At 39.7% G+C, this 21,759-nt stretch carries 17 protein-coding genes and 1 riboswitch; of the genes, 13 read left to right on the top strand and 4 right to left on the bottom strand.

Going from position 1 to position 21,759, the window contains the following annotated elements; genetic code table 11:
* Nucleotides 1–47: 47 nt before the first annotated feature.
* The 3 genes from FTU37_RS00520 to FTU37_RS00510 all read left to right on the top strand — a co-directional run bounded on the left by FTU37_RS00520 (nucleotide 48) and on the right by FTU37_RS00510 (nucleotide 3,168).
* Nucleotides 48–2,486: a copper-translocating P-type ATPase gene (locus FTU37_RS00520; RefSeq protein ID WP_373686252.1), complete on the top strand. Its 2,439-nt coding sequence runs from the start codon at nucleotides 48–50 to the stop codon at nucleotides 2,484–2,486.
* Between the two features lies 1 nt (nucleotide 2,487).
* The gene (gene cueR / locus FTU37_RS00515) at nucleotides 2,488–2,907 is read left to right on the top strand and encodes a Cu(I)-responsive transcriptional regulator (protein WP_180123574.1); all 420 of its coding nucleotides are present in this window, start codon (nucleotides 2,488–2,490) and stop codon (nucleotides 2,905–2,907) included.
* Between the two features lie 66 nt (nucleotides 2,908–2,973).
* Nucleotides 2,974–3,168 (top strand): heavy-metal-associated domain-containing protein, encoded by a 195-nt coding sequence (locus FTU37_RS00510; protein WP_078190942.1) that lies wholly within the window; start codon nucleotides 2,974–2,976, stop codon nucleotides 3,166–3,168.
* 65 nt (nucleotides 3,169–3,233) lie between these two features.
* Here FTU37_RS00510 and FTU37_RS00505 read toward each other — a convergent pair whose 3' ends face one another.
* Complete coding sequence (locus FTU37_RS00505) at nucleotides 3,234–3,839, bottom strand: TetR/AcrR family transcriptional regulator (RefSeq protein ID WP_078190941.1); 606 nt, start codon at nucleotides 3,837–3,839, stop codon at nucleotides 3,234–3,236.
* 605 nt (nucleotides 3,840–4,444) lie between these two features.
* Here FTU37_RS00505 and FTU37_RS00500 point away from each other — a divergent pair.
* The 4 genes from FTU37_RS00500 (at nucleotide 4,445) to FTU37_RS00485 (ending at nucleotide 9,667) form a co-directional block, all read left to right on the top strand.
* Nucleotides 4,445–6,223: an acyl-CoA dehydrogenase C-terminal domain-containing protein gene (locus FTU37_RS00500; protein ID WP_180123573.1), complete on the top strand. Its 1,779-nt coding sequence runs from the start codon at nucleotides 4,445–4,447 to the stop codon at nucleotides 6,221–6,223.
* Nucleotides 6,224–6,324: 101 nt separating this feature from the next.
* Complete coding sequence (locus FTU37_RS00495) at nucleotides 6,325–7,494, top strand: thiolase family protein (RefSeq protein ID WP_180041493.1); 1,170 nt, start codon at nucleotides 6,325–6,327, stop codon at nucleotides 7,492–7,494.
* A gap of 132 nt (nucleotides 7,495–7,626) precedes the next feature.
* Entirely contained in the window at nucleotides 7,627–9,126 is a 1,500-nt protein-coding gene (locus tag FTU37_RS00490; RefSeq protein WP_180041494.1) for a succinate CoA transferase, read from the top strand.
* A gap of 223 nt (nucleotides 9,127–9,349) precedes the next feature.
* Nucleotides 9,350–9,667, top strand: a complete 318-nt coding sequence (locus FTU37_RS00485) for a hypothetical protein (protein ID WP_111884393.1) — start codon at nucleotides 9,350–9,352, stop codon at nucleotides 9,665–9,667.
* A gap of 89 nt (nucleotides 9,668–9,756) precedes the next feature.
* On the opposite strand, the gene FTU37_RS00480 is transcribed toward FTU37_RS00485, so the two are convergent.
* Entirely contained in the window at nucleotides 9,757–10,458 is a 702-nt protein-coding gene (locus tag FTU37_RS00480; protein ID WP_180041495.1) for an HAD family phosphatase, read from the bottom strand.
* 190 nt (nucleotides 10,459–10,648) lie between these two features.
* Here FTU37_RS00480 and FTU37_RS00475 point away from each other — a divergent pair, with 190 nt between their 5' ends.
* The 6 genes from FTU37_RS00475 to FTU37_RS00450 all read left to right on the top strand — a co-directional run bounded on the left by FTU37_RS00475 (nucleotide 10,649) and on the right by FTU37_RS00450 (nucleotide 17,684).
* Nucleotides 10,649–11,542 carry a LysR substrate-binding domain-containing protein gene (locus tag FTU37_RS00475; protein WP_168377518.1) on the top strand — a complete coding sequence of 298 codons (894 nt, stop codon included), beginning with the start codon at nucleotides 10,649–10,651 and terminating at the stop codon, nucleotides 11,540–11,542.
* Between the two features lie 199 nt (nucleotides 11,543–11,741).
* Nucleotides 11,742–11,853: riboswitch (guanidine-I (ykkC/yxkD leader) on the top strand.
* 29 nt (nucleotides 11,854–11,882) lie between these two features.
* Complete coding sequence (locus tag FTU37_RS00470; RefSeq protein WP_180123572.1) at nucleotides 11,883–12,620, top strand: urea amidolyase associated protein UAAP1; 738 nt, start codon at nucleotides 11,883–11,885, stop codon at nucleotides 12,618–12,620.
* A gap of 11 nt (nucleotides 12,621–12,631) precedes the next feature.
* Entirely contained in the window at nucleotides 12,632–13,294 is a 663-nt protein-coding gene (locus tag FTU37_RS00465) for an urea amidolyase associated protein UAAP2 (protein WP_180106789.1), read from the top strand.
* Nucleotides 13,295–13,298: 4 nt separating this feature from the next.
* Entirely contained in the window at nucleotides 13,299–16,904 is a 3,606-nt protein-coding gene (uca, locus tag FTU37_RS00460; protein WP_180123571.1) for an urea carboxylase, read from the top strand.
* Nucleotides 16,905–17,032: 128 nt separating this feature from the next.
* Nucleotides 17,033–17,380, top strand: coding sequence for a type II toxin-antitoxin system RelE/ParE family toxin (locus FTU37_RS00455; RefSeq protein WP_168377514.1), 348 nt, complete (start codon nucleotides 17,033–17,035; stop codon nucleotides 17,378–17,380).
* Between the two features lies 1 nt (nucleotide 17,381).
* Nucleotides 17,382–17,684: a helix-turn-helix domain-containing protein gene (locus tag FTU37_RS00450; RefSeq protein ID WP_078190926.1), complete on the top strand. Its 303-nt coding sequence runs from the start codon at nucleotides 17,382–17,384 to the stop codon at nucleotides 17,682–17,684.
* 29 nt (nucleotides 17,685–17,713) lie between these two features.
* Here the strand turns inward: FTU37_RS00450 and FTU37_RS00445 are convergent, their stop codons facing one another.
* Nucleotides 17,714–19,633 carry an AAA family ATPase gene (locus FTU37_RS00445; RefSeq protein ID WP_180123570.1) on the bottom strand — a complete coding sequence of 640 codons (1,920 nt, stop codon included), beginning with the start codon at nucleotides 19,631–19,633 and terminating at the stop codon, nucleotides 17,714–17,716.
* An 84-nt stretch (nucleotides 19,634–19,717) separates the two neighbouring features.
* Complete coding sequence (locus FTU37_RS00440; RefSeq protein ID WP_180123569.1) at nucleotides 19,718–21,682, bottom strand: triacylglycerol lipase; 1,965 nt, start codon at nucleotides 21,680–21,682, stop codon at nucleotides 19,718–19,720.
* Between the last annotated feature and the right edge of the window lie 77 nt (nucleotides 21,683–21,759).

Below are 21,759 nucleotides of genomic sequence, written 5' to 3'. Positions count from 1 at the left end.
TAATTCAGGCCGTTGAAAAGGCAGGTTTTGGCGTTGCACAAAAGCAGATTGAACTTGAAATTGAAGGAATGACTTGCGCATCGTGTGTTGCACGTGTTGAAAAAGCCTTAAAGATAGTTCCAGAAGTCATCGATGCAAAAGTGAATTTGGCAACTGAAAAAGCCACGATTACGGCATTGGCAACTGTTGAAAATTCTGCATTGGCGAAGTCTGTAGAAAAAGCAGGTTTTCATATTGCACAGCCCAATATTGAATTAAATATTGATGGAATGACCTGTGCTTCATGTGTGGCACGGGTTGAAAAAGCCTTAAACGCTGTAGACGGTGTCAATAAAGCAACGGTAAATTTAGCCAGTGAAAAAGCCTTTGTTCAGGCTCCCGCTTCAAAAACACAAGAATTGATCGCGGCAGTTAAAAAAGCGGGATACAGTGCTAGCATTGCTACGCAGCAACAACCGACAATGGCAGAAAAAAAAGCCGACGAAGCTCGGTTACTCAAACGTGATTTAATCATCGCATTGGTACTCGCTGTTCCTGTTTTTATCTTGGAGATGGGATCACACATGATTCCAGCTTTTCATCATTTTATTGCACATAATTTAGGGACACAAAATAGTTGGTATATTCAGTTTATATTAACCACTTTGGTGTTAATCCTACCCGGAAGACGCTTTTATCAGCACGGCATACCAGCACTTGCGCGACTTGCCCCGGATATGAATTCTTTAGTCGCAGTCGGGACTTTATCTGCTTATAGTTTTTCTTGCGTTGCCACGTTTGCTCCGCAATTATTACCACAAGGTACCGTTCATGTGTACTTTGAAGCAGCTGCAGTGATTGTGGCGTTGATTCTGTTGGGTCGTTTTATGGAGGCGAAAGCCAAAGGTAAAACATCGCAAGCCATTCAATACTTAGTCGGTATGCAACCCAAAACTGCACGTGTAGAGCAATCTGGTAGCTATATAGATTTACCGATTAGCGATGTTGAAACAGGTATGTTGATTGAAATACGGCCTGGTGAACGTTGCCCAGTCGATGGTGCTGTAGTGTCTGGGAACAGTTATATTGATGAATCCATGATCAGTGGCGAGCCAATTCCTGTCGAGAAAAAAGCCGGTGATCAAGTTGTCGGTGGAACGATTAACCAAAATGGGGCCTTGAAAATACAAGCCACTGCGGTAGGTCAAGATTCTGTTTTGGCACAAATTATCCATATGATCGAACAGGCTCAGGGTTCAAAATTACCAATTCAAGCTTTGGTGGATAAAGTCACTTTATGGTTTGTACCAGTGGTGATGGCGTTGGCCTTGATCACCTTTTTAGTTTGGTATGTTGTAGGACCTGAACCGAGTTTAACCTATGCTTTAGTCAATGCTGTAGCAGTACTGATCATCGCATGCCCATGTGCAATGGGTTTGGCAACGCCAACATCTATCATGGTCGGTACAGGGCGTGGTGCAGAACTTGGAGTTTTATTCCGTAAAGGTGAAGCCTTACAACAACTCAAAAATACACAAGTGGTTGCAGTTGATAAAACAGGGACTTTGACGGAAGGTAAACCGAAACTGACTGATTTTGAAGTCACTGAAGCTTTTGATAAAGATCGCGTATTTCAGTTATTGGCCTCTGTAGAGCAGAAATCTGAACATCCGATTGCCTATGCCATTGTACAAGCTGCGAAAGAGATGCAAGTGCAACTTTTAGAAGTTGAACAGTTTGATTCCGTGACTGGTGCAGGGATTCAGGCGGTTGTTGAAGGACAAAGCATTTATATTGGTGCAGATCATTTGATGCATAAACTTGGTTTAGAAACACAAATCTTTTCAGCACTGGCAGAACGCATGGGCAATGAAGGGAAAACCCCGCTATATGTATCGATCGATCAACAGCTTGCTGCCATTGTTGCTGTAGCCGACCCGATCAAAGCCACAACCTTCGCAGCCATTCAAGCTTTGCATGATTTAGGGCTGAAAGTGGCCATGATTACAGGCGATAACCGACACACTGCCACTGCCATAGCACGACAGTTGAAAATTGATCATGTGATCGCTGAAGTGATGCCAGATCAAAAAGTGCAATCTGTACAACAGTTGCAAAAAGAACATGGTGTTGTATGTTTTGTTGGCGATGGTATTAATGATGCGCCTGCACTTGCGCAAGCAGATGTCGGCATGGCGATTGGTACAGGGACAGATGTGGCGATAGAGGCCGCGGACGTTGTGCTTATGTCGGGTAATTTACAAATGGTGCCGACAGCAATCGCACTGAGCACAGCGACGATGAATAATATTCGCCAAAACCTATTTTGGGCATTTATTTACAATGCAGCATTGATTCCTGTCGCTGCAGGTGTGTTATATCCATTCTTTGGCATATTGCTTTCACCTATGTTCGCCGCAGGTGCAATGGCACTTTCATCGGTGTTTGTTGTGTCAAATGCCTTACGTTTAAAAGCATTTAAAGGGCCAGTTTTTCAGGAGTCTTGAGATGAATATTGGACAAGCAGCGAAAGCATCGGGCATTTCTGCAAAAATGATCCGCTATTATGAATCGATTGGGCTGTTAAATAATGCGCAGCGCACCGATGCCGGCTATCGAGTTTACTCGGAAGCCGATATTAAAACCTTGAGTTTCTTAAGACATGCGCGTGATTTAGGTTTTTCTTCTGAACAAATGAAAGATTTACTTGGGCTTTGGAAAAATCAAAGTCGGCAAAGTGTAGAAGTTAAAGCATTGGCGTTAAAACATATCCAGACCTTAAATCAAAAAATCGCAGACTTACAGGCCATGGTTGAGATCTTGCAACAGTCTGTCGATGGCTGTGCCGGTAATGATCAAGCCGATTGTACGATTTTAAATCAAATCGAAACGGGCATGGCTGAGTGTTGTCATACATCGAAGAATTAAACTCGCTTGACCTTACAATCGTGGCAAGGTTTATAGTGTTGTTATTAGAAAAGAAGGATGAACAGCATGAAATTTCGTATTGATAATATGACATGCGGTGGTTGTGCCCGTAGCGTAACAGCAACGATTAAAGACTTAGACGAAAATGCAACGGTCACTATTGATGTAGCAACAAAATTAGTTGACGTTGAATCTAGTGCCAGTGCAGAGCAATTGATTAGCGCTTTAACCGAAGATGGCTTCCCACCTGTGATTGCATAACCTAGATATTGTTTAATGAAAAAAAAGCCGAACAATTGTTCAGCTTTTTTATTTATAAATCAATTCTATACGGCTGAAATTTTATCTGGCGTCATCAGCGCCTGATTAATATATAGCTTGATTAAACGTTCACGTGAACCGATTGATTTTTGATAATGCGTTGAATTGAGGAGTAGGGACGCACCATAAGTGACCGTCCAAATATAGGATAAATAATCACGAATCGACATTGCGCTTTCAAGTGATTTTAAATAATCACTGGTCATATCCTTAATTTCAATAATACGTTCTTCACGAACACGATAGAGCTCTTCAAATAACTCTTTTAATTTACGTTCATTATTAGTTAAGCGTTCTTCAATGACATGTAATAATATAGTTCTATTAGAATTCAACATATTATAAAGCATATATTGTGAAACATAAGTTTTAATATCATGATTATATTTTTTTGAAATTTCTAATAATCGTTTTTCATTTAAGATAATCAGTTCTAAATATAATTGGTTTTTACTTTTAAAATGTTTATAAATCGTGCCTTTGGCAATATCTAGTTCACAAGCTAACTCACTTAAGGTGATGTCTTGATTATTATCTAATAGCAGGGTTTCTGCCATGGCTAAAATTTTTTCCTTGCGAAGGATAAAATTTTGTTGGCGTACTGAACTCATGATACCTGTTCCATAAACAGCTTGAGGGTGAACAAGCCTAGCTTAAGCTAAATCTTGTGAATCTTACATTCCACTATGGTCTCAAATATTACATAAATTGGTTTAAAAATAAACACATTAGTAGAGTGCGTAAAGCATATAGAATTCATAGCATAAAATTAATGTCAATAAAACTGAACCCTTGAGGTCATTTTTTTGAAATAAAATTCCATTTTTATTTTTTTTAATTTATTGTCTTTTCGCTTTTACAACAAAAGCAGCATTTAACAAAACGGTCTTGGTTGTTATGTTATTAATCCAACCTAAATTAAACATGATTATAGGTACTATTATGTTTGGTTTTAATCAATTACCAATTATAAATTTAGTCAATTCAATAAATTTATTTAATTGTAATAAAATAATGCTGCTCAAAATATCAGGTGGTTATTTTCCACTTGTCGGTAAAAACACATTATCTATATCCATTTTAGATATCTATCTGAAAAAACAGATCTTTAAAAAATCCACACAAAATTGATTTGATGATTTTGTGCGGGAGCGTGCAACTTTAAAAAAGTACTTTGTCAAAGACGCTGACAAAGCCTGTAGAAAAGGAAAGTACAATGCCAATATACAATGCGCCGTTAAAGGACATGGACTTCATCTTAAATGATGTATTCAATGCAGATGAGTTCTGGCAGTCAAATGAAAACTTAGCTCATATTGATATGGCGACTGCAAATGCCATTTTAGAAGAAATGGCTAAGTTTTCTAAAAACGTTATTCTAGACTTGAACCGTACTGCAGATGAAGAAGGTGGTGCGCAGTTTAGTAATGGTGTTGTTACTACGCCTACAGGGTTTAAAGACGCTTTTAAACAATTCGCTGAAGGTGGCTGGGTGGGTTTAGGCGCTTCTGAAGAATGGGGCGGCCAAAACATGCCGAAAATGTTGACAGTACTTGCTGACGAAATGATTTGGAGTACCAATCCATCATTTATGTTGTATCCACTACTGACTGTGGGTGCAGGTATGGCGATTAATGACCGTGCTTCGCAAGAGCAAAAAGAAACCTATCTTCCAAAATTTTATACGGGTGAATGGTCAGGCACTATGTGTTTAACTGAACCACATTCAGGGACTGATTTGGGGATCATTAAAACCAAAGCAGAGCCGAATGAAGATGGTTCATTTAATATTACAGGCACGAAAATTTTCATCACCAGTGGTGAACATGATCTGTGTGAAAACATCATCCATCTTGTGTTAGCAAAAACGCCAAATGCACCTGCGGGTTCACGTGGTATTTCATTGTTTATCGTTCCAAAATTCCATGTCAATGCCGATGGCTCAGTCGGTGAACGTAATGCCGTATCAGCGGGTTCAATTGAACACAAGATGGGTATTAAAGGTTCTGCAACGTGTGTTATGAACTTTGATGGTGCCAAAGGTTATATCGTTGGTAAAGAAAACGAAGGTCTTGCGGCGATGTTTGTCATGATGAACTACGAACGTTTATCGATGGGTATCCAAGGGATTGGCGCAGCAGAATTTGCTTACCAAAATGCTGCACAGTATGCGACTGATCGTCTACAAGGTCGTTCTGCGACAGGTGTGAAATCTCCTGAAAAACCAGCAGACTCTATTTTAGTACATGGTGATGTACGTCGTATGTTGTTGAATGTACGCGCCAACAACGAAGCATCTCGTGCATTTGCTGTGTATGTTGGTCAGCAACTGGATATTACAAAATATTCAACTGACGAAGCTGCAGTGAAAAAAGCCAATGACCGCGTGGCTTTATTGACACCTATTGCAAAAGCCTACCTAACAGATACAGCCCTACAAGCTACTTTAGACGCGCAAATGTGTTTTGGTGGTCATGGCTATATCCGTGAATGGGGTATGGAGCAATGCATTCGTGACTTACGTATTTCACAGATTTACGAAGGCACAAATGGCGTACAAGCGATTGATTTAATTGGACGTAAAACCACGAAATGTAATGGTGCATTTATTGCCGAATACATTACTGAAATTCGTGATTTTGCTGCAACCATGGCTGATTCAAAAGTTAAATCTGCAGCATTGCAAGTTTCTGACGAAGTTGAAGCATTAACGCAATTCATTGTTGAACAATCTAAAACTACACCAGACTTTAGCAGTTCGGTGGCAGTCGATTATCTTCACGCGGTTGGTTTACTCAGCTTCGTTTATATGTTTGCGCGTATTAGCAAAGCTGCGGCAGCAAAAACAGAGAGCTTCTACCAAAACAAACTGGTACTCGCAGATTTCTATGTTGATAAAGTTCTACCTGACCTTGCTGCTCGTGCTCAACGCATTAAAGCAGGTTCTGAACTTATCATGCAGCTATCCGAAGAATACTTCACCGCTCAATCTTAAGGTTTCATCGAAACCACTGTGAAAAACATTAAGATGGAAAGTCTGAGGAACCAGTCATGGTTCCTTGGGGTTAAAAGATTTAAAACAGGATGAAATAAGAAATGATTGTTATTGTAGATGGCGTACGTACAGCGATGGGTGGTTTTCAGGGTTCACTTTCATCTTGTACAGCCCCAGACTTAGGTGCTGCGGCGATTCAGGCTGTTGTTGCACGTGCAGGTTTAGAACCTACAGATATTGACGAAGTTATTTTTGGCTGTGTATTACCGGCTGGTCTTAAACAAGGTCCTGCACGCCAAGCGATGCGTCAAGCAGGCTTACCAGATACAACGGGTGCCACCACGATTAATAAAATCTGTGGTTCAGGCATGAAGGCGGTGATGCAAGCAGCTGATGCGATTAAAGCTGGTTCTGCCAATATTGTGGTTGCTGGTGGTATGGAGTCGATGTCAAATGCGCCATATTTACTTGAAAAAGCGCGTTCAGGCTATCGTATGGGTCATGGTAAAACCACTGATCACATGTTCCAAGAAGGCTTAGAAGATGCTGAGACAGGTTTGTCGATGGGCATCCTTGCACAAGATATGGCAGATAAAAAAGGCTATACACGTGAACAACAAGATGCTTTTGCCATCAACTCACTCAATAAAGCCGTTGCAGCGATTCAAGGTGGTTTCTTTAAAAATGAAATCGTGCCGGTTACCGTTAAAAGCCGTAAAGGTGACGTCGTTGTTGACACAGATGAACAGCCTTTAAGTGCTAAGCCTGAAAAAATCCCTACACTGCGTCCTGCATTCAAAAAAGACGGCACGATCACAGCTGCCAATGCCAGCTCAATTTCTGACGGTGCATCTGCTTTGGTGGTTACATCAGAAGAAACGGCCCAAGCACGTGGTTTAACACCACTGGCAAAAGTCGTTGCTTATGCTACAAATTCACAGCATCCGTCAGAGTTCACTATTGCTCCAGTCGGTGCTATTGAGAAAGTACTTGCACAAGCCGGTTGGGATGCACAAGAAGTTGACCTGTGGGAAGTCAATGAAGCATTTGCCATGGTTACAATGCTGGCAATTGATGGATTTAACTTAGATGAAGCAAAAGTGAACATTCATGGTGGTGCTTGCTCACTTGGTCACCCACTAGGTTCATCAGGTTCACGTATTATTGTGACGCTGATTCATGCCTTAAAACGCACTGGCGGTAAAAGAGGTGTAGCAGCACTATGTATTGGTGGCGGTGAAGCAACTGCAATTGCGGTTGAACTGATTTAATTTGCCTCAATTTATATAAGTAAGCTTTTAGATAAGTACGTTTTAGATAAGCAATAACAAACGCTATCTCAGTTCGCTGGGATGGCGAAAAAAGATGTTTATTTTTAGATATTTATTTTTTGAGATTTAATTATGAATGGTTTAGATCGCATTCGCTTACTCTCCCTTCGCGACAAAGTGATGTCTGCTGAAAAAGCGATTGAGTTAATTCAAGATGGTTCAGTGGTTGGTTTAAGTGGTTTTGGTGGTGCAGGTGAGGCAAAGACGGTTCCTTTGGCGCTTGCAGATCATGCAGTTTCACATCCTCTTCGTATCACTTTGGCAACGGGTGCTAGTTTAGGAAATAGTATCGATGGTCGTCTCAATGCGGCACATGCGATAGAACGTCGTTATCCGTATCAGGCAGATCCTGGTTTACGTAAAGCCATTAACGCTGGCGAGGTCATGTATATTGACCAACACTTGTCTGAAATGGCTGACAATATTCGTCATCATAATTTACCGCGCATTAATGTGGCCGTTATTGCAGCGACTGCAATTACAGAAGATGGTCAAGTTATTCCGACAGGTTCATGTGGTAACTCAGCCAATTTCATTGAAATGGCAGATCATGTGATTATTGAAATTGATAATACGATTAACCCAGTGCTAGAAGGTGTACATGATATTTATGTGCCGAAAGTGCGACCAAACCGTGGGCCAATTCCACTGACTCAGGTCGGTGAACGTATCGGTACGATTGGGATCAATGTCAGCCCCGATAAGATTTCAGCTATTGTGTTGAATGATCTGCCAGATACCCAGTTTAAAATGGATGAACCTGATGCTGAAACCCTAGCGATTGCTCAGCATCTGATTGATTTCTTTGAAGGTGAAGTCGCAGCAGGGCGTTTGCCTGAAAATTTAGGCCCGCTACAGTCAGGTGTGGGTTCGATTGCCAACGCTGTATTTGCCGGTTTTGAGCATTCTAATTTCCATGATTTGGAAATGTATTCAGAAGTACTACAAGACTGTACTTTCCAGCTAATTGATTCTGGAAAAATGAAATTTGCCTCAGGCTGTTCAATGACATTGTCTGAGCCTTGCGCACAGCATGTGATGAACAATTTTGATCAGTACAAAGATAAAATTGTGTTACGTCCACAAGAGCTATCTAATAACCCTGAAATCATTCGACGTTTAGGCATTATCGCGATTAATACGGCGCTTGAGTTTGATATTTACGGAAACGTAAATTCGACCCATGTGACGGGTACGAAAATGATGAACGGTATCGGTGGTTCAGGAGACTTTACTCGTCATGCGCACATTGCCATTTTTGTAACCAAGTCGATTGCAAAAGGCGGTGCGATTTCATCTGTAGTCCCAATGGTGAGTCATACCGACCATACTGACCATGACGTTGATATCGTGGTTACAGAGCAGGGCTTGGCAGATTTACGTGGTCTTTCACCACGTGAGCGTGCACGTAAAGTCATTGAAATCTGTGCGCATCCAGATTATCGCGCAGCATTGTTGAGCTACTTTGAACGCGCATGTGAGCGTGGTGGTCAAACGCCGCATATTTTAAAAGAGGCTTTATCTTGGCATGCCACTTTTGAAGAAACTGGTTCAATGCGTCAAATCGTATAAATCTAAAGATTGAAAATATTTAAATAAGCCCACGATCAAGTGGGCTTATTTATTATGAAAGACTACAAATGTTTCAAAACATGACAAAAGAAAAACAGCAGGACTTGGTTTGCAACTTTTGCACAACATGAACGGTCTTAAGTTCTCTTCAAGGCTTTCTATAATGCAAAACTCATTGACAAAGAAGGTCAGTATTTTGAAAAAGATTCAATTATTTTCTGCGATGTTGTTCGCAGTTCTCCTCACTGCATGTAAACAAAGTCCAGCGCCTGATTATGCTGGAACATGGCAAAATACCGCAGTAGATCCGCAACTTGAAAATGCGCTGATTATTAGTAAAAATGGTGAAAACTATTTCATTACCAATACTTTAAAAGATAAACAAAGTGGTAAATCTGAAAAGAAAAATCCTGTACCTGCATCTGTCGCTGAATCTGGTTTACTGGCTGTAAACTCTGGGACAGGTGCTGTTGAATTTGCGATTGACGAAAAAACTGGAAATTTAGTTGGGTCTGGATCCATTTATAAAAAAGTAAAATAGATCAATTATCTATAGATGCAAAAATATCAAAAGCAGCCTCTAAGTTGGGCTGCTTTTTAACTTTTAAGCGAACGCTTATTTACTTTAACTTAGTTCAGAACCGAAGAGAAATCATGGATAAAATAATCCGCTTTATTTTTGATTTGCTCAATTTCGTGCTCTGAATATGCATCATACACGGCAACCACTTCAATGCCTGCTGCATTTGCAGCTTCTACACCAATGAGTGAATCTTCAAAAATTAAACATTCTTCAGGTCGAACTGCAAAATGTTCAATCGCCTGTAAATAGACTTCAGGATGCGGCTTAATATTTTTGACACTTTCACGGGTCAGGATCAGATCAAAGCTATTTTCAAAATGCAGCATTGGATAGATGTTAATATTTTTTTGATATCGATAAATATTTTGCAAGCTGGTCGTGGTGGTAATTGCCACCTGAATGCCTTGCTGAATGAGCTGTTGAACAAATAACGCTGCATGTGGTTTAAGCAAGATGATATGTTCTAAAAAATGCTGTGAAATGGCATATCGTTGCTGTTTGATTTGATCTGCTGTGTGTTGTTCAATCTTATAAGTATCTTTTAGATAGTTACAATACATTAAGTAAGGGTCTGGTGTGTTTTTAAATAATTGCAGCTGAATGTCACGTTCACGTTGAATTAAACCCAGTTGGATGGTTTGTCCAGTTAACTGTTGAATCAAATCTGCGTCGACCTGATTCCACACGCCAACAGAGTCGATAAGTGTGCCATCTAAATCAAAACAAACCAGTTTTTTTCCTTGAAGCATGTTGATATCCAAATTCGTGCTGGGTCTATTATGCGGACTGATTGGAGTGTTGAAAAGCCAAATGCAACTGAGCAGGCTAAACTGGCGTTTCATCTGCAATAAAAGTAATATTTCGTTATTGGCTTTTTGTATAATTCAGCAGATGATGCACAGCATAACTTGCAATATTTAATTAGGGACTAAATTTTTCGTGTTTGAATTGGACTGTAAACTTCTTAGCATTTTTTTTCATGTTTATAAGTACAAAAATGTATCGCAAGCTGCTGAACACTTGCAAATGAGCCAGCCTACAGTCAGTAATATTTTAAATAAAATACGACAGCATTATAACGACCCCTTATTTTTACGTATCGGCAATGAAATGGTGCCTACGGAGTTATCGCGTCAATTATTTCCTTTAGTCAGCGAAGCCTTGAGTAAAGTCGAAGCCATTAATAATTTTACGATTAATTTTGATCAAGCCATTTCAGATCAACAATTTACTCTAGCCATGACCGATGTTTCTCATTTGGTTTTATTGCCTAAAATCAGCCAATATCTAAAAAAACACGCGCCACAAATACGTCTAAATGTACGACCGATTACCACTGAAACCAGTTATCAAATGGCGAATGGTGAAATTGATTTGGCACTGGGTTTTTTACCGCATTTGGAAAGCGGCTTTTATCAGCAAAAACTGTTTGAGCAATATTATGTGGTGATTGCAGCTAAGGATCATCCACGATTAAAGGGTGACACCATTACAACTGAGCAATATTTATCAGAGTCGCACATTGATATTGATGCAGGGATGGGGCACTACCATATTGAAAATGAGCTGCTTAACCTTGATTTAAAACGTGATATTTTGATGCGTTTACCTAGTTATTTAGGTGTAGGCTTAGTCGTGCAAGACACTGATGCGATTGCTACTGTGCCGTATTACTTGAGTGAAGTATTGCTTTCGCGCGGCAACTTAAAAATATTTGACGCACCGATTGCATTTCCAACCTATGGCGTGAAGCAATATTGGCATATGTCTTGCCATCATAAAACCAGCCATCAATGGCTACGTCATATGTTCCATGAGATATTGGTAAAATAATTTTTATGCATTACATAAAGCCCAAAAATGATTTTGGGCTTTTTTTTTTTGCAATTTTTGCAGCAATTTTGTGCATGGGCTGCACCCGATTTGGTCATGCTATAGCTCAATACTATAAAAAAGTCTAATAAATAGCAGTATTACGTTTATATAAATTGGTAATACTAAATTGGCACAGCCTTTGCATTTCTACATACATCATAAAGTGATCTAGGGTTCCGATACATCTTCATGTATGACCGCGACCGAGAGTTCACGGCTTCGTTTTAATTCAAAGCAAAGCTGCACGGAGGGATAAAAGCCCGGGAGGTAAACAGTTAAGAATTAGGCAGAGGCTGCAATGAGCACAATACATTATCATGACGATAAAGCACTATGGACTGAACTTTTACCGGGTGGACACCACTGGTCAGCGCGTATTCAGCGTGGCGCAGTATTACAGCTTAAATCGCTAGGGCAAAATGCCAATGTGTCGCTGTACTGTGTAAATAGTGAAGATAAGCTTGAACGTTACAACATGCCAGATAGTCTTAAGGGGCAGCACACGGCTTATTTAAGTACAGGTCATATTTTGGCGTCGGATTTAGGCCGTGCCATGATCTCGATAGTCAAAGATGATCACGCTTGGAATGATGCTTTTTGTGCACCAAGTACGGCATCGCAAATTGAAAACCAATTCGGCAACAAAACTTTCCAAGATGCCCGTAATGATATGTACCGTAATGGCAAAGATAGCTTATTGCTTGAAATGACCAAGTTTGGCTTATCTGCAACTGACCTCAGCAGTACCTTAAATTTATTCTCTAAAGTTCAACCTGATGACAATGGCAACTTAAGTTATGTTGCATCGGACAATACAAATCAAGTCATTGAACTGCGCTTTGAAATGGATTGTTTGGTCTTTTTATCTAGTGCACCACATGGATTATCTCAAGCAGAAGAATATAACCCTGCTGATGTACAACTAAGTTTATTTAAGGCGTTGCCTTTGGCAGACACCGATGTTTGCCGTGATTCTTGCCCGCAAAATCAACGTGCTTTTCAAAATAATAAACGCTATTACGCTTTAACGGCTTGAGGGGAATGATCATGACTGCATTAGTAAATCCAACACAAAATTTTGAAAAATCAGTGTTAAGCGAAGTATGTCCTGCCGGCGAAGCTTGGATGTGCGAAGTCAAAAAAGGGCAATATTTCCGTATCGTTGACCTCGAAGGCAATCAAGCGGTGGATACGCTATTTATCTCTAGCCAAAACCCTGAAGAGCGTTATAGCGCGACGGATACTTTAGCGATTAACCAACAGATTTATTTAGAAAAAGGCACGGCGCTATACACTAACTTTGGCAAAAAAATTGCTACCATCCATGACGATAATTGTGGCCGTCATGACACCTTAGGCGGTGCATGTTCATGTGAAAGCAACACTGTTCGCTATGCACATGACAAATTTCCAATGCACAGTTGCCGTAATAATTTCATGATTGCGTTGTCACAACATCCGATTGCAAAAAAACATGGCTTAAACGTGCGCCATATCGGCCCAAATATTAACTTCTTTATGAATGTGCCTGTGACCGCTGAGGGACATTTGAAATTTGATGACGGTATTTCTGCACCGGGAAAATATGTAGAGATTAAAGCCGAAATGGATTTGGTCGTATTGATCTCAAACTGCCCACAACTGAATAACCCATGTAATGCCTATAACCCAACAAAAATTCAATTGATCATTCGTGAAGGCGAGGAGTAATACCATGTTCAATAAAGTCCTCATTGCCAACCGTGGTGCAATCGCTTGCCGTGTGATCCGTACACTGAAAAAATTAGGCATTCAGTCCGTTGCAGTGTATTCAGAAGCAGATCGTGATTCTTTGCATGTGACCTTAGCTGATGAAGCGGTATTTATTGGTGATAGTCCTGCCAGCCAAAGCTATTTAAATGTCGATAAAATTTTAGAAGTTGCAAAGCAAACAGGTGCAGAAGCGATTCATCCCGGCTATGGCTTCTTGTCTGAAAATGCAGAATTTTGTGATCTCTGTGAAGCGCAAGGCATTGTATTTTTAGGGCCAAATTCGGCACAAATGAAATCATTTGGCTTAAAACATATTGCACGTGAACTTGCAATTCAAGCCAATGTACCACTTCTTCCGGGCAGTCAGCTTTTGGCAGATGAAGCCGAAGCCTTAACGGAAGCTAAACGTATTGGTTATCCTGTGATGCTGAAAAGTACCGCAGGCGGTGGCGGTATTGGTATGCGTTTGGTGTGGAATGAAGAAGAGTTGAAAGATGCTTATTCTACGGTTTCATATCTTGCCCAAGCCAACTTTAAAGATGCGGGTTTGTACCTTGAGAAATTTGTACAAAATGCACGTCATATCGAAGTGCAAATTTTTGGTGATGGCAAAGGCTTAGTCTTGGCACTTGGCGAGCGCGATTGTTCGGTACAGCGCCGTAATCAAAAAGTTGTGGAAGAAACCCCAGCACCACATATCAATGATGAGCAACGTGCTTATATTCAATCGATTGCGATTGGGCTGATGCAGTCAGTGAATTACCGTTCGGCAGGCACAGTAGAATTTGTGATGGATACCGACACACAGGAATTCTATTTCTTAGAAGTGAATACCCGTCTGCAAGTTGAACACGGCGTGACAGAACAAGTCTTTGGTGTAGACCTTGTGGAATGGATGGTGACTTTAGGTAGTGGCGATTGGATTGCACCAACAGCAGAACTTGTATCTAAAGGTCATTCAATTCAAGTGCGTCTGTATGCCGAAGACCCAATCAAAAACTTCCAACCGAGTGCAGGGCTTTTAACGCATGTTGATTTTGATGCGAATGCACGTAATGAAACTTGGGTTGAAACGGGTTCAAATGTCTCATCATTTTATGACCCGATGATTGCGAAAATCATTGTGACAGCGGATGATCGAGACTTGGCAATTGCTGCAATGACCGAAACACTCGGCAAAACATCGGTTGCAGGTATCGAAACCAATCTTGAATATCTACAAAATATTATCGACTGCGATGTATTTAAAGCTGGTACGCAAACCACACGATTCTTAAATACATTTGAGTGGAAAACCCAAAAAATTGAAGTGTTGCAATCAGGCATTCAAACTTCTGTGCAAGATGTGACAGGTCGTTTGGGTTATTGGGATGTCGGGGTGCCTCCATCAGGTGCGATTGATCCATTGTCTTTAAATGTGGCTAACCAATTATTAGGTAATACATTTAATACCGCAGGCTTGGAATGTACGCTACAAGGGCCAAGTTTAAAATTCCATTGTGACAGTCAAATCGTGCTTGCCGGTGGTGATATGCCATCAACCCTTGATGGTATGTCTGTGCCAATGTGGCAAACCGTGAATGTGCGTAAAGGTCAGGTGCTCAAATGTGGCAAAATTGCGACAGGTTGCCGTACCTATATTGGTATTAAAGGCGGTTTAAATGTACCTGAATATCTCGGCTCACAAGCAACCTTCACCTTGGGTCAGTTTGGTGGTCATGCTGGTCGTAATTTATTGATTGGAGATATGTTGCCAATCACGGCATTTACATCTGAACAAGTGACAGCGCTTGCGCCTGAACAAGTGCCAACGTTTAGTCATGAATGGGAAATTGCGGTGATGTACGGCCCGCATGGTGCACCAGACTTCTTCACTAAAAAAGACATTGATACCTTCTTTGCCAATACTTTTGAGATTCACTTTAACTCAAGCCGTACAGGTATTCGTTTGATTGGTCCAAAACCTGAATGGGCACGTGAGGATGGCGGTGAAGCCGGTTTACATCCATCAAATATTCATGACAATGCATACGCGATTGGTGCGATTGATTTCACCGGTGATATGCCGATTATTTTGGGTCCAGATGGTCCAAGTTTAGGAGGCTTTGTTTGTCCTGCCGTGGTGATTAATTCTGAGCTTTGGAAACTCGGTCAATTGAAAGCAGGAGACAAAGTCAGATTTATACCTGTGAGTTATCATCAAGCGAAACTTTTAAATGAAAAATATCATGCGCAATTAGAAGCAAATGATACGCAGGTTGTGGCATTTGATGAGTCATTTTATCCTGAACTTTCCACCTTAAAAAATGCGGTGCTTGATACTTTAAAAGGTCAGAATGGCTTGCCAGATGTGGTATATCGTCCTGCGGGCAACAACTACATGTTGGTGGAATATGGTGAGTTGGTTTTAGATTTAAACCTACGTTTCCGTATTCATGCACTCATGCAATGGGTTCAAAAGCAAAATATCACAGGGATTATTGACCTGACACCGGGGATTCGTTCGCTACAAATCCATTTTGATTCGATCAAGCTTGATCAAATTGATTTACTGCGTTTATTACAAGTTGCTGAAGCTGAATTGCCTGATGTGACCGAGATGCAAGTCCCATCACGTACCGTTTATCTGCCACTGGCGTGGGAAGATTCACAGACCCAACTCGCGACCGAACGTTATATGCAAACGGTGCGTCCAGATGCACCGTGGTGTCCTGACAATATTGAGTTTATCCGTCGTATTAATGGTTTAAAAGACAAACAAGCGGTCAAAGATGTGGTTTATGACGCGAGTTATTTGGTCATGGGTTTGGGCGATGTGTATTTAGGTGCACCTGTGGCAACACCACTTGATCCGCGTCAGCGTTTAGTCACCACCAAATATAATCCTGCACGAACTTGGACACCTGAAAATGCTGTCGGTATTGGCGGTGCATATATGTGTGTCTATGGCATGGAAGGTCCGGGGGGCTATCAGTTTGTCGGTCGTACCACGCAGATGTGGTCACGCTACCGCAAAAACCCTGACTTTGAGCAAGGTATGCCGTGGTTACTCCGCTTCTTTGACCAAATTAAGTTTTATGAAGTGTCTGAAGAGAAACTCATGCAAATGCGTGAGGACTTTAAAGCAGGTCGCTTAAAACTGCATGTAGAAGAAGGTGTATTGAACCTCAAAGAATACAATGACTTCTTGACTGAAAATGCCGAATCTATCTCAGCATTTAAATCTATCCAACAAGCCAATTTTGATGATGAGCGTAAACGCTGGCATGAAGCAGGCTTGGCAGAATATGTATCTGAAAGCTTAGATGCTGTGTTGGATGACAGCGATATTCAAATTCCAGAAGGTGGTTGTGCGGTGGAATCGCACATGCCGGGAAGTATTTGGAAAATCGAATGTGCATCCGGCGATATTGTGGAAGAAGGTGCAACGCTTGCTGTGATTGAAGCGATGAAAATTGAGATTCCAATTATTGCGCCTGAGCGGATGAAGGTTTTTGAAATTACCATTGAAAAAGGGCAAACAGTGAAAACTGGGCAAGTTTTGTTTACGTTGTCGCCTGTGGCATAAAAAATCCTCACTAACCCTCCTTTAAAAAAGAAGGCAATTTTAAGACCGTCCGTGAGGGCGGTTTTTTATTTGCAGTGTTTACTCGATTAAATTATGATATAGCTTATAGTCTATATTTTGGTTGTGCTATGTGGACAGTATTGACCACAGATGTATTTAACGAATGGCTTGCTCAGCAAGATGATTCGACACAAGAAAAGGTCTTGGCAGCTTTAGTTGTGTTGCAATCACAAGGACCAAGCTTAGGTCGACCTTTGGTGGACACTGTATATGATTCTAAATATACCAATATGAAAGAACTTCGTGTGCAACACCGTGGCAAACCGATTCGAGCTTTCTTTGCTTTTGATCCGTTAAGACAAGCGATTGTGTTATGCATTGGTGATAAAAGCGGTAAAAAGCGTTTTTATACAGAAATGCTGGCAATTGCAGATGAGCAATACACTTTGCATTTAAAGAGTTTAGGAGATTCCTAACATGGCAAAAAGTTTACAAGAGTTATTGGCAGCTCGCTCTGCTGAAAGCCAAGCTCGTATTCAGCAAATGGCAGAAGAACTGATGCTTGAACAGCATCTTCACATGATTCGTGAAGAGTTGGAAATTTCTCAAAAAGAATTAGCAGAAACTTTAGGGATTAAACAGCCTTCGCTTTCTGCAATCGAAAACCGTGGTAATGATTTAAAAATATCAACCATGAAAAAATATGTAGAAGCAATGGGTGGGAAACTTCGTATTGATGTCGAATTACCTACAGGTAAACATATTGGATTTAATGTTTAATTAAAAAAGACCGCTTAGGCGGTCTTTTTCTAATTTGAATTACACTTTTCAATATGTTTGAAAATTCGGATGCATAGATCCTTTGCTTTTGGTGTCATTTCCCAATCAGGATTTTCATCAAAATATTTGATGATTTCACGACAAAAATCTAGTTTATATTTAATGGTTCCTACACCTGTACCATCGGCAAAAGCAGTTTTTTCAGCAGAAGTTCTTGGATTTCGTATTTGATCATCCAATAATTTTCCTATGCCATAATCTTTATGATCAAAATAATCTAATGAATTAATTCCCTCTAGCTTTTCGATATTAAATCCTTGAGAGGTCTTCCTTTTCATATTACTGAACTTTTTCTGAGCTACACGAAGAATAGAATCTTTAGGTAAAGTATTTTCTGTTTCTTTACAGTCCAAAATAATTAAATTTTCTTTATTTAATTCCTTTCTTAAGAACTTTATTTTTTCAGAATTTTTTTGTATGTCGCCATCAGCAATTAATAGCATGTCACTTGCAACAGTAGTTGCACTTTGACCACGGTCTTGCTTTAAAAATTCGATTCTTTCTTCCCGTGTTTTAGGATAATCATCATCAAAAGACCAATGAGATAAATTGCTGCCTGCATATTCCACAAACGTATAGTGATAGTTCGGCATAAATCTACGGTATTTTTTATAAAGCTCCATATCAGCTGACTCTAGTTCAGCTAAATATTTTTCCATATATTTAGTGATATAAAGCCGATCTGTAATGCCCTCTACCCAAATGGTGCAATTTGCTAAATAGACAGAAGATGGACGTACGCCTAATGAAGCAAGTAAGTCTCGATCTCTGTCACAACGGTAAATTTTAAAATCAAATTTCGTAGGATCTTCTTCTTTAGGTTGCTTTACGAACTTTTGAATCATGACTTGGTCAGATTCATCTGCCATATCTAGTAAATGGTTGGAGTGAGTAGTAAAAAAATAATAATGCGGTGTTTCATTAAGATAAAAGTTCATCAATTGACGAACCATACCTGCATGCATGTGCAGTTCTGGTTCTTCTATGAAAAAGGCATGCGTTTCTGGTTTGCCTTCTTTGTCTTTACTTTTTATATAAGCTTCATAAGTTAAGATTATCGCTTGTTGTAAGCCATCACCCAACTGTGAAATAGGGAATTGTTGATCGTTACCAATTTTAATATTTACAACATCTTGATCATGCTTAGGGATAAGTGAAACAGTCTCATTATCAAAAAAATATTGACTTAATTTTTCTTCATAATCTTTAATTAGTTCACGTTGTTCAGGTTCACCTAAAAGATGAATTTTAAGTTCATTGTATAAGCATTCACCAGTAATAATATTATTAGAGTTAAATTTATTCGTATCTGAAAAATAATCTTTTTGGGCTCGTTTAATATAAGGCTGTGTATTCTCTTGTTCTGTGACAGGACGCATACCGCGTAGGATAGGGATATAAGATTTTGATTTTTCATAAACTATATTATTTTCAAAATCATTAACATATTTCTGAATTTCAGAAACTTTATATGTAAATTCTTGTGTATATTCAATTCTCACTTTACTTAATTGATCTATTGTACGCTGATAATTCTCTTTATATCTATTTCTAGGAAAAATAGGACAGTCTATGGCATCATTTATCAATTTAAATAGTGTAGTTCGATTTTCGCCTGAGCTCATCGCCCCAAGCCAAATAGTACCTTGACTTGATTCAATGATGGATTTTAATTCAGTAAAATAATTAGATAAATTAGGAAAAGAAAAGTCTGGTATCGTATGTGTACTATTTATGAACAAGTTTCTTAAGAAACGGCTTTTACCGACATTGTTTTTACCAATAAAAAAATTGAGCCTTTTTATCTCAATTGAATAAGGAAAATCGTTGTCAATATCGGAATTATAGCCTTCTAAATTTTCTGCCCAATAATATAATTTTTCTGTCATATAGCCCCCAAATATAGGAGCTAATTTAGCAATAAAACACTGCTTTTAAAAGATAATTTATAAATACATAAAGCAATTTTATCGTTATTGATTCAACGCTTCATTGTCCATATGCACTCTCAAAATGCGTCGTAACTCTAAAATGGCATCCGCAGACTCATGAATTGAATGTCCACCATAGAAAATCTTTTCAGACACCGCGCCATCTAAATGAGAACTTGTATAGGGAACAATGCCATCCGACATTTTGCTCGGTTCAGTACTTTGCGTCTGATTCCCCATAATAGAATGATAGGGAATATCTTTATTTGGCATGATGTCAGCAGACAACAGCATAAAACGTGATTTTTGACTTAAATCTGCTGGCCCAGACTTAATCAGACCCATAGTTGAATTTTTTGCATTTGGGATTTCAACATTGACATCATTTAAAAAACTTAAAGGCAATACCACGATTTTTTTCGCCAAATTGGTAAACCAGCGGTCTGCATAGTCAGTACCATGATGCGGTGCGGCAATGAAAATTGCACGACTAACTGGCTTCAATGGTTTAAAGACAAAACGATCGCGGATAATTGGATGACGTTGTAACTGTGTATTTTGTTCATAGTTCATGAGTGGAATAGCTTGAGCGGAAATATCTGCATCACTAACCAATAAACGACTGATGATGCCGCCCATACTATGTCCGATAATGACAGCATCTTGAGCCGAAGGCGTATTGGGCTGAACAGTTGCAAATGCCTGTTTGAGTAAAGCATTGATTTGAAAATGACTCTCAAATATTGGCATATTGGTTGAGTAAAACACTTGCCAAACTTGGTAATGATCACGTAGTTTTTGATCACCCATAATATTATTGGTCAGGCCGATCCACGTTTCAGGACTGCTGGCTAATCCGTGAACCATGACAATAGTCTTTTTATTGGGTTGATAAGGCTCTAACATAAACACATGTGGCATGCGCAAATGTTCTTCCTTATTCAGAAGTGTCCAATAGCCAGATTGTCCTAATTTATTTTCGGCTAACCAAAGTCCATAAGGCACAGAATAATTGGCCGTTAGGGTATAGGACTGAGATTCAATTTTTGCCTTTTTAAATTGATAGGGATTAAATAATTCAACCTTAAAGTCTGATTGCGGCGACAAAATTTCACTAATGCTGCTATTGGTCTTGGCAGGCTCGGCGATCGCACTAACAGATAAATAGCGTGCAGTATGGATATTCGGGTTGGGTTTATTTGAATAATATTGTTCAGGATCTAATATAAAAGGCTGCGCAGCAGACAGATCCGTGGCTTTTTTGACTAAGACAAATTCAGAGCCTATGCCTTCCTGACGGTTAATAGTTTTTAAGCCTGAAAAATTAAAATTATAGCTCGACAGTAATTTATCAATGTCCGCATTTTTGATTTCAGGATAATGTTCATAGTTAAAATGATAAAGCGATGATCCCAACATTAAACTTTCAGGCATTTGCTGATAGTCAAAACGGATGAATGATGAGGTTATCAGACGTGATAAAGCCACATTATAAAAGGTACGGACTTGTCCCTGACGCAAATCAAATAAGCGCTCTTCAGGGGCTTGAGCGGATTTAAATAGATAGACATAGCTGTAACGCAGACTGAAATCAAAGTCTGCAAGCTGCTGATCCATACACATTTTAATTTTGCTTGAAGCTAATTTTCCGCTGTGTTGTTTTAAGCTTTTTTTGCATTGTGGATTTTGTTCGGCGCTTAAAGCACGTGCTATGTACAGCTCACTTGCTGCTGCATAGACTTGAGCAATATCTAAAGTTTCATTATTACGCATTTTGTGAATACAGCTTTCAAGCGCATTTAAACAAGATTGGTCGCTTTCATTCACCATTAACAGGATTTGATGGCTAAATGTACTGAGCTTCTGATGGGTTAATATGCTATCTGTTTTATTATTTAGTGACGCACTGAGTTGATTTTCTTGTAATTTGACCAATTGGCATCCACTAAGCAAACTCAGGCTGATGATACACATAAAACGAGCGGGTAAATGCGTGAAAGGCATCATTGGAAAGGTCACAGGCATCTATTTTTTGTTATTTTAACCTTTATAAAATAGTAAAAATAGGGCAGGTGTTACAGCGC

The sequence above is a fragment of the Acinetobacter sp. YH12097 genome (assembly GCF_013419225.1).
Lineage (GTDB): Bacteria > Pseudomonadota > Gammaproteobacteria > Pseudomonadales > Moraxellaceae > Acinetobacter > Acinetobacter amyesii.
The sequence above is the reverse complement of the archived record's forward strand: the minus strand, read 5'-3'. Positions and strand labels throughout refer to the sequence as shown.